This window comes from Zoogloea sp. (assembly GCF_017302315.1).
Classification (GTDB): domain Bacteria; phylum Pseudomonadota; class Gammaproteobacteria; order Burkholderiales; family Rhodocyclaceae; genus Zoogloea.
Window position 1 is genome coordinate 16,114 of the sequence record NZ_JAFLDT010000015.1, and the last position, 11,566, is coordinate 27,679.

8 protein-coding genes are annotated in these 11,566 nt (G+C 67.6%); 2 read left to right on the plus strand and 6 right to left on the minus strand.

Annotated elements, in window-relative coordinates; genetic code table 11:
• Window positions 1–161: 161 nt before the first annotated feature.
• Window positions 162–899, minus strand: coding sequence for a hypothetical protein (locus J0L98_RS07200; RefSeq protein ID WP_296410954.1), 738 nt, complete (start codon window positions 897–899; stop codon window positions 162–164).
• A gap of 158 nt (window positions 900–1,057) precedes the next feature.
• On the opposite strand from J0L98_RS07200, the gene J0L98_RS07205 reads away from it, so the two are divergent.
• The gene (locus J0L98_RS07205; RefSeq protein WP_296410955.1) at window positions 1,058–1,564 is read left to right on the plus strand and encodes an NAD(P)H-dependent oxidoreductase; all 507 of its coding nucleotides are present in this window, start codon (window positions 1,058–1,060) and stop codon (window positions 1,562–1,564) included.
• A gap of 135 nt (window positions 1,565–1,699) precedes the next feature.
• A complete protein-coding gene (locus J0L98_RS07210; protein WP_296410956.1) occupies window positions 1,700–3,403 on the plus strand; it encodes a cation:proton antiporter in 1,704 nt (567 codons plus the stop codon).
• A 257-nt stretch (window positions 3,404–3,660) separates the two neighbouring features.
• Here J0L98_RS07210 and J0L98_RS07215 read toward each other — a convergent pair whose 3' ends face one another.
• From J0L98_RS07215 to J0L98_RS07235, 5 genes are all read right to left on the minus strand, one after another.
• Window positions 3,661–5,331 carry a sigma-54-dependent Fis family transcriptional regulator gene (locus tag J0L98_RS07215; protein ID WP_296410957.1) on the minus strand — a complete coding sequence of 557 codons (1,671 nt, stop codon included), beginning with the start codon at window positions 5,329–5,331 and terminating at the stop codon, window positions 3,661–3,663.
• 190 nt (window positions 5,332–5,521) lie between these two features.
• Entirely contained in the window at window positions 5,522–6,538 is a 1,017-nt protein-coding gene (locus J0L98_RS07220; RefSeq protein ID WP_296410958.1) for a universal stress protein, read from the minus strand.
• 118 nt (window positions 6,539–6,656) lie between these two features.
• The gene (locus J0L98_RS07225; RefSeq protein ID WP_296410959.1) at window positions 6,657–9,041 is read right to left on the minus strand and encodes an MMPL family transporter; all 2,385 of its coding nucleotides are present in this window, start codon (window positions 9,039–9,041) and stop codon (window positions 6,657–6,659) included.
• Window positions 9,038–10,156, minus strand: coding sequence for a YCF48-related protein (locus tag J0L98_RS07230; protein ID WP_296410960.1), 1,119 nt, complete (start codon window positions 10,154–10,156; stop codon window positions 9,038–9,040). Before J0L98_RS07230 ends, J0L98_RS07225 begins: the two co-directional genes overlap by 4 nt.
• A 48-nt stretch (window positions 10,157–10,204) precedes the next feature.
• A complete protein-coding gene (locus J0L98_RS07235) occupies window positions 10,205–11,551 on the minus strand; it encodes a DUF1329 domain-containing protein (RefSeq protein WP_296410962.1) in 1,347 nt (448 codons plus the stop codon).
• Between the last annotated feature and the right edge of the window lie 15 nt (window positions 11,552–11,566).

Genomic DNA, 11,566 nt, shown 5'->3' on the forward strand with positions numbered 1-11,566 from the left:
TGTGCAGTGCACCAACGGCGTCATCTTAGCGGGCCGGCCGCCAAGTCCCTTGACATGGCGCAAAGGCGACCTTCGTAAGTACCGCCCGCGTGTGCAGGAATGCGCTGCCGCCGTGGATCGGGCGTCTTCAGCCAGGTCGTACCGATGCGGCGACGCGGGATTCAGCGCGCCACGCCCAGTGCCGCATGGGCAGCCCCGCGGAAGTCGACGGGCTCCGCCTGCCCCTTGTTGCGGGCCTTGTCCCTGGCGATCGCATGGTTCATGTCCGCCGCAAGGAAGCTGACCGGGATACCCGCGGCACGCGCGGCAAGCATCTCGTCGCGGGCCACCTCGCCCCCGCCGATTCCGACGACACGGTGGCTGACGGCCACCAGCGCAGCCGAGGTGGGAGAGAGACGGCGACTCCCCGGCAGACGGCCGCCCCAGGTCGCATCCTTGATGAAGAAGACTTCGTCAACACAGGGGGACAAGGGCAGCTTTTCGTCCCGCGCCAGGGAGGAGACGATACCGATGGTCACAAAACCACGGGACCTGGCCAGGGCGTACACCGCGCCTATCCCGTCGGCAGTGGCACCGATGTTGATCAGGGTTCGGGCGGGAGAGTGGACGTCCAGCACCCGACCCGCCTCCGCCAGCATGGCATCCGGGTCCTCATAGCCGGCGGCCGAGTAGCCGACGAAGCTCAGGATGCGCTTGCCCTGAACACGGGCGAAGGCGCGTATGTCAGCGATGCCCGCCTCCTGCAGGTGGGGGGCGACGCCACCGACGCAGGGCTCGGCAGCATGGGCCGGAGCCGCTGACTGGCCGAAGGCCGCCGCCAGGGCGAGGGCGAAATGCCAGGGTCGAACCCGGGCCGCAAGAGGGGCCATGACACGGGCAAAATGGCGTGAATTGTTCATCCCGTCTCCAGAAGATGCGTGGCGCAGTGCCGGGGCGATGGTCGCCGCAACGCGTCCCGCTGGCAAGCACGGCCGCCGCCGCCCGGGAAGGCATTGACCCGCGCCGGAGACAGACCTAGGCTCGGGCTCAGGCAGTCTCGCCCACCCCGGTGCCGATCATGTCCGCCCCTTCCCCCAAGACCCTGCTCATCGTTTACCACTCCACCACGGGTGCCACGCGCCAGATGGCCGAAGCGGTGGCCCGCGGGGCCACCGACGAAGGCGGCGTGCACGTGCGCCTTCTGAAGGCGACGGACGCCGGCCCCGAGGATGTGCTGGGCGCCGATGCCTATGTATTTGCCACACCCGAGAACCTGGCCGCCATCGCCGGCCTGATGAAGGACTTCTTCGACCGCTGTTACTATCCGGTACTGGACCGCATCAACGGCCGACCCTACGCAACGCTGGTCTGCGCCGGCAGCGACGGCAGCAACGCCGCCCGACAGATCGCGCGCATCGCCACGGGCTGGCGGCTTCGGGATGTCGCCCCGCCCCTGATCGTGTGCACCCGTGCCCAGACACCTGAAGCCATCCTCGCCCCGAAACTGATCCCCCCGGCCGATCTGCTGCAGGGAGAGGAACTTGGCGCCGCCCTGGCGGCCGGGGTGGCCATGGGCGCCTTTTGAACCTTGAAACCCGGGCTGACAGGGCGACGCAGCCGCTGGCACAGCCAAGCCGGGTTACACGCTTGAATCCCGCGAGAACCGACCGGATCGATAGGCGTCGAACAGGCGGATGCCCCTACTCTGACATTTCCCTATATGCCCCATGACGTCTCCCTGATCGCCCTCATTGCCGCCGGCTTCGGCCTCGCCATGGTGCTGGGCCTGATTGCTTCGCGCCTCCGCATTCCGCCACTGGTGGGCTACCTGCTTGCCGGCGTCGCCATTGGCCCGGGCACACCCGGCTTCGTCGGTGACCTGGCGCTCGCTGGCCAGCTGGCTGAAATCGGCGTGATGCTGCTGATGTTCGGCGTAGGTCTGCACTTTTCACTGAACGATCTGCTGGCCGTCCGGAAGATCGCCGTACCGGGCGCCGTCGTGCAGATTGCCGCGGCAACCGCCATGGGGGCCGGAACAGCCCTCTGGTGGGGCTGGCCCATGGGGGAGGCCGTGCTCTTTGGTCTGGCCCTGTCGGTCGCCAGTACGGTCGTGCTGCTGCGCGCCCTGGAAGCCAAGGGTCTGCTCGACTCGACCAACGGACGCATCGCCGTCGGGTGGCTGGTGGTGGAAGACCTGGCAATGGTGCTGGTGCTGGTGCTGCTGCCCGCCCTCGCGCCCCTCCTCGGTGGCAGCGATGCGCCGCCCTCCGGTGGAGACTTCAAGGCCCTGGCGCTGACCATTGGCCTGACCCTGGCCAAGGTCGCCGCCTTCATCACCCTGATGCTGGTGGTGGGCGGGCGGGCCTTCCCGCGCGTGCTCTGGCTGGTGGCCCGTACCGGCTCGCGCGAGCTGTTCACCCTGTGCGTGATCACCGCCGCAGTGGGGGTGGCCTATGCGTCGGCCGTCCTGTTTGATGTTTCCTTCGCCCTGGGGGCGTTCTTTGCCGGAATGATGATGCGGGAATCCGAGTTCAGCCATCGCGCGGCCGAGGACTCGCTCCCCCTGCGAGATGCCTTTTCGGTGCTGTTCTTCGTCTCGGTCGGCATGCTGTTCGACCCCCGGGTGCTCCTCGACGAGCCCCTGAAGGTGCTGGCGGTCGTGGTCATCATCCTGGTCGGCAAAACGGTGGCCGCCGTGGGCCTGGTCCTGGCCTTCCGCTACCCCCTCAACACGGCCCTCACCGTGGGGGCCAGTCTGGCGCAGATCGGCGAGTTCTCCTTCATCCTGGCGGGGCTGGGCCTGAGCCTGGGGCTGCTGAGCATCGAGGGGCAGAATCTGATCCTCGCCGGGGCACTGATCTCCATCGCCCTCAATTCGTTGCTTTTTGCGGCCATCGGCCCAGCCCAGACCTGGGCCCGCGCCCGCTCGGCCTGGGCGCGCAAGCTTGATCTGCGGGATGACCCCCTCGCTGCGCTGCCCATGTCCACCGATCGCAAGCTGCTCTCGGATCAGGTTGTCCTGGTGGGCCATGGGCGGGTCGGAAAGCACATTGCCGACACCCTCGACCGCTCACGCATCCACTATGTCGTGGCCGACAGCAACAGGGAAGTGGTGGAAGCCCTGCGCAAACGTGGCAAAGCCGCGGTAACGGGCGATGCCTCGGATCCGATCGTGCTGGTGCAGGCTCATATCACCAAGGCCGCCATGCTGGTGGTGACCATCCCCGACCCCGTGGCAAGCCGCAAGATGGTGGACATTGCGCGCAAGCTCAATCCGGGGATCGAGGCCGTTCTGCGCTCGGAAACGGAGGATGGTGCCGCCCTGCTGCGCAAGGAGAAGATCGGCGCCGTCTTCGTCGCCGAACAGGAACTGGCCGCCAGCATGGCCCGCCATGTGGCAGGGCGACTGGTTGGGTGTCAGTAAGTCCGCCGCGCGGCCCGATTTCGCCTTCGCGATGCTCGCCCTACCCTTGGACGGTTGCGCTTCCCGGCGCGAACCCGAACCGCGGGCTACGATTTCTTCACACCTTTTGATGCAACAGCCGGCAGGCTGACGACGCGGCCGGAAGTCGTCATGGAAGACGGGACCGGTCTTTGCCATCCCGGCCAGGCATCAGCCATGCCGCCGGTTGGAACGGGAAGGACGCCTGCTTCCGCCTGGCGCGTGATCATCCCCGCCCCCTAGCCCTCCACGCCCTGCTTCAAGCGATACGCCAGCTGCCGTCGGGTGATGCCCAGCAGCTTGGCGGCGTGGGTGAGGTTGCCGCCGGCACGCTGCACGGCGAGTTCCAGCAGCCTTGCCTCGTGCTGCTCCAGGTCGAAACCGTCCTGGAGGATGGCTTCATAGAGCTGCTGGCGGGTGGCGTCGCCGGCATTGCCGACCTGGCCGGCCCGGTCCACTTCGGCGCCCGGGGCCTGTGCCGGGGCGCCGCCGGCAAAGAGGTGGTCGATTTCGATGAGGCCGCCATTGGGGGCCAGCAGCACGCCGCGTTCGACGAGGTTTTGCAGCTCGCGCACGTTGCCGGGCCAGGGGTAGGCCATCAGGGCCTGCATGGCCCGGTCGCTGATGCCCTGGAGCTTCTTGTGGTAGGAGGCCTCGTATTTCTCCACCAGGGACGCGGCCAGCAAGGGAATATCGCTGCGCCGTTCGCGCAGGGGCGGGATCACCACCGGATAGGTGGCGAGGCGGTAATACAGGTCGGCACGAAAGCGGCCGGCCGCGATGGCCTGCTGCAGATCGACGTTGGTGGCGGCCACCAGGCGCACGTCGATCTTGCGGGTCTGGTCGTCGCCCAGGCGCTCCACCTCACCGGTCTGCAGCACCCGCAGCAGCTTGACCTGGGCGGCCGGTGACAGGTCGCCCACTTCGTCCAGGAACAGGGTGCCGCCGTGGGCGCGCTCGAAGCGCCCCGCGCGGGAAGCCTGGGCGCCGGTGTAGGCGCCTTTCTGCACGCCAAAGAGTTCGGATTCGATCAGGTCGTGGGGAATGGCCGCACAGTTGACCGCCACAAAGGGCTGCTCGGCCCGGTTGCCGTGGTCGTGGAGCCAGCGGGCAAACATCTCCTTGCCAACGCCGGTTTCACCGAGCAGGAGCACGGTGATGGGGCTGGCAGCGGCCTTGCTGACCAGATCGAAGGCGCCGCGAAAACCACTGGAGGCACCGATCAGGTTTCCCGCCGTGCGCCCCGAACAGAGGGTCTTGCGCAGGCGCGAGATCTCTTCGCGCATCTCGTCCAGCTGGCCCTGCAGATCTTCGGGCTTGAAGTAGTCCAGATAGGGGTCGTGGCCCCAGGCCTCCAGGGGCTTGCCGACGATATGGCAGAGGGCATCGCCGCAGGCCACGCAGGCCGTTTCCTTGAAGATCACCGGGCGGTTGAAGAACTGGGTGACATAACCGGAGGCGTAGCCGACGATGGTCCAGCAGGCCGGGTCGTCGCCGATGCCGAAGAGCTGCAGGTGGGAATCGGCCTCCCAGGAGTTGCGCCAGTCCACCTCGCCGGCAAAGCTGCCCCGCTCCCAGTCCAGGTCGGCCTGGACGATGGTGGCCTTGACGAGGCCTTCGAAGGCGTGGAGTTCGGGGCCGATACGGAAGACATCGTAGGGGTCGCCGGCGCCGAGCAGTTTCTTGGCCAGCTCGGCATCCTGCTGACCCGAGGCAAACCCCATGCGGATGAGCAGGCCCTTGGCCCGCTCGGCGCCGAGGGAGTCGAACAGTTCGCGGCGCAGGGCGCCCATGGACCGGGCATGGAGCAGCAGCATGCGGTTCTCGTCCAGCCAGATCTGGCCCTCGTCCACGTTGAAGCGCAGGCGTGAGCGCAGGTTGAACTGTTCAATGAGCTTCTGCTCGGCCATCGTGTCCCCGTTGTCCTTATGTGACCCGCGGCCTCTGCGGGCCGGGGTGGACGCATACTTTAACCCTGCACGGCCAGCTTGGGGTGCGGGGTCGCGGGGCACGGGTAGGGGCGGCTTCAGCCGCCCACGGAGCTTGGCCCACGACGAAATCCTCGATCCGCGTCCGCGGTCGGCTGCGCTCGCGCCGCAGCTAGGCGGATGCGCGGTTCATCAGCCTCACGAACATGCGCTTGAAGGCTTCGTCCTGCTCGCTGCCCACGCACACACCGGCATTTTGCTGAAATGCGCTGGCGATGCCCTGCCAGTCGGTATCGTCCAGTTGCTGGCGGGCGGCAGGCAGGATGAGCTTCTCTTCGGCGCTGAGGTGCTGCCACTGGGCCTCGGCAAAGCGGTCGATGGCGTCGGCCAGGTCGCCGCGCAGGGTGGGGTCGCCGCGGGTGGCAGACAGGCAGGCCTCGATCGCTTGGATCTGCGCGCTGCCTTGCCGGTGCTCGGCCTCCAGCCGGGCGATCAGCTCGGCGCTCTCGGTGCTGCGGGCGGCCAGGCGGGCAAAGAGGAACTGTTCTTCCTTGGGGTGGTGAAGCACCTCGGGGAAGGTCTTCAGGTAGGCCACCAGCCCCGCCGGAAAGTCCAGATCCGGCAGAGGTGCCGTGCTGCGCAGTTCGGCTGCCACCTGGCGCAGGCCACGGATCACCGCGGCAATGGCCCGGTGCTCGTCCTTGATGATGCCAATGGCCGACTCGGCGGCCGAGCCGGTGGCGTTGCTCTCGACGCTGGCCACCAGTACCGGCAAGGTGCTGTGGGCCAGCACCTTGTGGGTCTGGGAGCCCAGCACCAGGGCCTTGAGACCCTTGCGCCCGTGGGAGGCCATGAAGATCAGGTCGCAGCCCTGCTCCGCCGCCACGTCGAGGATCAGCTCGTAGGGGCGCGGGCCGGTGCGGGCCACGGCCTCGCAGGGGATGCCGAAGGCACCGGCCGCAGCCACCGCCTTGGCCAGGATGGCGCTCGCGCTGCCGGCAGCCGCTTCGGCATAGTCCTGCGGTTCGAGGCTGCGCAACAGGGCGCCATCGCCGCTGGCACCCAGGTCTTCCCGGGCAGTGAAGAAGGTGATGCGGGCCCCCAGGCTGCGGGCGAAGTCGACGGCCTGGGTGACCAGGCCGATGGACAGCGCCGAGCCGTCCAGGGGTACGAGCAGGTGCGAGTACATGCGGCGAAGCTCCTCGGTGAATGGGATGGTGTAGGGGCGGCTTCAGCCGCCCGCGGACGCCGATCAACGGCATGCCCTGATTCAAGGTCCGTGGGCGGCTGAAGCCGCCCCTGCGTAATTAGCGGGGCTTGAGCAGGAAATGCCCCAGCGCCGGCAGCAGGATCAGCGCACCGAGCATGTTCCACACGAACATGAAGGCCAGCAGGATGCCCATGTCGGCCTGGAACTTGATGGGCGACCAGGCCCAGGTGGCGACGGCGATGCCCAGGGTGACGCCGGTGAGCACCACCACCTTGCCGGTGAAGGTGAGCGCCTTGTAGTAGGCCTCGGACAGGCTCATGCCGCCCTTCAGCCGGGCCAGGGTGACAGTCATGATGTACAGCGCGTAGTCCACGCCGATGCCCACCCCCAGGGCGATCACCGGCAGGGTCGCCACCTTGACGCCGATGTTGAGCCACACCATCAGGGCCTCGCACAGCACCGAGGTGAGCATCAGCGGCAGCACCGCGCAGATCACCGCGCGCCAGGAGCGGAAGGTGATGAAGGCCAGCACGATCACCGCCAGGTACACCAGGCCCAGCATCTCCACATTGGCCTTCTTCACCACGATGTTGGTGGCGGCCTCAATGCCGGCGTTGCCGGCGGCGTTGAGGATGCGCAGCTCATCGCTGCCGTGGCGGGCGGCGAAGCCCTCCACCACCTTAACCACGCTGTCCAGGGTGTCGGCCTTGTGGTCCTTGAGGTAGGCGTACACCGTGAGCAAGTCGCAGTTCTGGTTGAACATCTCCCGCGGGGCGCGGGTGATGATGGCGTTGAGGTTGTCCTGGGAGCGGGGAATCTCGTACCACTTGAGGCTGCCTTCGTTCATGCCGGCGTTGGCCACCTTGGCCAGGCCCGCCAGGGAGCTGGTGGCCTCGACGCCGGGTAGCTGCTGCAGCTCGCGCTCCAGGGCATCCACGGTGGTGAGGGTGGTGTAGTGGGCGCAGGCGTACTGGGGCGTCTTCACCATCACCACATACACGTCGCTGCTGGCCGCGTAGTTGGCCACCACAAAGGCGTTGTCCCGGTTGTAGCGGGAGTCGGGGCGCAGCTCGGGGGCGCCGGGGTCGGTGTCGCCGATCTTGAGCTGGAAGCTCACCACCAGGCCGGCGATGCCCATGGCCGTGCCGACCACCACTGCAATGGTGGCCCACTTGCGCTGGGTAAAGAGATCGAGAAAGGCCCAGAAGGGGTGCTTGACGTGGCTGGCATCGGCGCCGTCGGCGATCTCGTCGCGCAGGCTGCGCTGGGCCGCCACCGGGCTGACCCCGGTGTAGGACAGCAGGATGGGCAGCAGCACCAGGTTGGTGAAGATCAGCACCGCCACACCGATGCTGGCGGTGACGGCCAGATCCTGGATCACCTGGATGTCGATGACCATCAGCACCGCAAAGCCCACCGCGTCGGCCAGGAGCGCCGTCATGCCGGCCAGGAAGAGGCGACGGAAGGTGTAGCGCGCCGCCACCAGCTTGTGGGTGCCGCGGCCGATGTCCTGCATGATGCCGTTCATCTTCTGGGCGCCGTGGCTCATGCCGATGGCAAACACCAGGAAGGGCACCAGCACCGAGTACGGGTCCAGCTCGTAGCCCAGGGTGGGCAAGAGGCCGAGCAGCCACACCACGGCGATCATCGAGCACAGCACCACCAGCAGGGTGCTGCGGAGGCAGCGGGTGTACCAGTAGAGCACGGCCGTGCAGATGGCGATGGCGCCGGCGAAGAACAGCAACACCTGCTGCAGGCCTTCGATCAGGTCGCCCACCACCTTGGCAAAGCCGGTGACGTGAATGGCCACCTTGTCGGATTCATATCTGGCGCGCAGGTCTTCGATGCGCTGGGACAGGGCGTGGTAGTCGATGCGCTCGCCGGTCTCGGCCACCTTGTCCTGCAGGGGCACCAGCACGATGCTGGACTTGTAGTTGGCGGCCACGAGCTGGCCGATCTCGCCGGACCGCTCCACGTTGAGGCGCACCTGGGCCAGGCTCCCGGGGGAGCCGTCGTAGTCGTCGGGCACCACCGGGCCGCCGTCCAGGCCGTCCTCGGTCACGCCGGTCCAGCGCACCGAGGGCGCCCACAGGGACTTCATGTAGGGTCGGTCCACGCCGGGGTAGAGGAAGACCTCGTCGGCGATCTTCTTCACCGTTTCCAGATAGTCCGGGTCGAAGATGTCGCCCTCCTTCGCCTCGACGGCGATGCGCAGGCTGTTGCCCATGCCGGCCAGCTGGCCCCGGTTCTCCAGGAAGTTGACGATGTAGGGGTGCTTCGTCGGGATCATCTTCTCGAAGGCGGCATTGAGCGACAGGCCCATGGCCTTGTAGCCCAGCACCACACTGATCAGCGCGCACAACACCACGATCACCAGCCGGTTGTTGAAGAGGATGCGCTCGGGCAGCGTGCCTGAGCGGGCGTCGAAGTCGGCCAGGTTGCGGATCACCAGGCCATCGGGGATGTCATGGGCGTGACTCATTTGCTGGCTTCCGCGGTGAGGGTTGCAGGCTCGACGCGGTTCGTGCCGCGGGCTCCGGAGACGATCAGGGCACCATCGGCGGCCTGCACCATGCCGGTCAGGCCGGTGGGCAGGGGCGTGGCGAGGGGAACAAACCGGGTGGCGGCGGCATCGCCGCGCAGCAGGCGGCCGCTCTCGTCGGCCAGCAGCAGGCTGCCGTCGGCCAGGCGCAGGCCTGCGCTCAAGGTCACCGGCTGGGCCAGCTCGATGCGCGTCCAGGTGGCCCCCTGGTCGGCGCTGCGCCAGACGTTGCCGCGCAGGCCGTAGGCCAGGAGCCCGCCGTCGGCCACTTCAAGGGCACCAAAAAAGGTGCCGGTGTAGGGCGTGGTGAGGCGCTGGAAGCTGGCGCCCCCGTCGGTCGAGCGGATCAGGGTGCCCTGCTCGCCGGCCAGCAGCAGCCGGTCCGCCTCGAGGGTAACGGCGTAGAGATGCTTGCCGCCCGGGTTGGGGATGCGCCCCATCAGCGACTCCCAGGTCTTGCCGCCGTCGTTGGTGGCGAGGGCCAGGCCGTAGGCGCCGACAACCCAGCCGCGCTGGGCATCGGCGAAGTGCAGGCTGAGGAAGGGCTTGTCCGGCCCGTCCTGCACCAGGCCCTCGGCCTCGCGCTGATGCTTGAGCGCGGCAGCGTCGCCGCTGGCGGCGGCGGCCCGGGCGGCCTCGGCGATCAGGGCGGCGGCCTTCACCCCATCCAGCTGCACCTGCCAGGTGTCGCCGCCGTCAGCGCTGTGCAGCACCACACCGCTGTGGCCCACCGCCCAGCCGAGCTTGTCGGACACAAACCGGACCTGGGTCAGGGCCACGCTGACCGGGACTGTCCGGGCCTGCCGCCAACTGCGGCCGTCATCGTCGGAGAGCAGCACCAGGCCGCGCTCGCCCACCGACACCAGGCGCTTGCCGGCCCGGGCCACCGAGAGCTGCAGGGACGTGGCCGCACGCACATTGGCTTGGGCCGGCTGGGCCAGCAGATCGGGCACTGCCCGGGCGGCGTCACCGCCCGTGGCAAGGGCCGTGGCCACCGCCAGGGCGGCACAGGAGAGGGTCGCGGCCAGGCCGCGACCGGAGAGAAAGGCTTGCATCGTCGAATACCTGAATCCGGGCTACCGAAAATATGAACTCGACGCGCGTCAGCGGGCGGCTTCGGCGGCCACGGCGTCACCCGTGAAGTAGGTTTCCTTCTTGCGCGGCACGATCTTGAAGTCTTCCTCGTTGAGGGCCTGGATGACGCTCATGGTGCCGGCCTGCAGGTTGAAGACGGTGGCGGTCTTCATCATGGTGCCGGGCAGCGCCGGGACGACGAAGGGGGTGACCTGGGTGGTGCGCCACAGCTTGCCTTCGGCGTCGAAGCCATCCATCAGGCTGATCAGCCAGGTGTCTTCGTCCAGGTAGTACTTGCGCTTGGGCACGGCGTGGCGCTTGCCGGAAGCCACCGTGGCCTCGACCACCCACACCCGGTGCTTTTCCCAGCGCACGTGGTCGGGGTTGAGGTGGTGCTTGCCGATGGCCTCGTCGAGCTTGACGCCGAGGAAGCCGTTGGTGTTGTAGGGGATGAGCATTTCCTTCTTGCCCACCAGCTTCCACTGGAAGCGGTCGAGGGCACCGAAGAAGCCCTGCACTTCGTCGAAGTAGTTGGCGCCGGAGGCCACGAAGTCGGGGGTGTCATAGGACACGGTGGGGGCACGACGCACACGGCGCTGGCCCACCAGGTACTGCCAGGCCTGGCGCGACTGCTTCATGTCGATGCTGTCGCGGATCACCAGGGATTCACCCGCCTTGAACGGGGGCTCCAGGGTGTTGAAACGGAGCATGGCGTACTCGCCGGACCAGCTCTCGGGGGTGGCGTCCTTGTAGTACTGGGGGTACTGGAAGGCGATCTCGTTGCGGGTGGCCAGGGTCTTGGTGCCGTCGGCGTTGCCGACGATGTTCTTGAAGCGATATTCGATGGACTCGGCTTCGAGACGCATCAGGTAGTTCCACATCACCTCGACGCCTTCCTTGGGGATGGGGAAGGGAGTGCCGCCGATGCAGCCTTCAAGGGAGTAGCCGCCGTCCTTGGTCTTGCAGCGGGTGGCGTTCTTGAAGACGTTGTCGACCACCTCCTGGGGCGCCGCGGCGGTGCGGTGGCTGGGGTACACATCAAGGCGGAAGCTGTCCGGGTACTTGGCCAGCAGGGCCTTGCTACCGTCCGACAGCAGGTCGGCGTACTGGGCGGCGTTCTTGGCGGTGACCTGGTAGAGGGGCTTCTCGTCGGTGAAGATCTGGGTGGGGATGACGCCCAGCTTCTTGCCCGGCAGGGCCTTGGTGATGCCGCCGTTCCAGGCCGGGATGCTGCCGTCCTTGTTGGCGGCCTTTTCGCCGCCCAGGGGCGTGAGGGTGGTCTTGAGCTTGGCGGCCTCTTCGGCCGTCACGGCGGCGTGGGCGGCGCCGGCCAGCACGCCCATGAGGGCGGCAGCGATGATCGTGGTCTTGGTCATGAGGAGTCTCCGGAA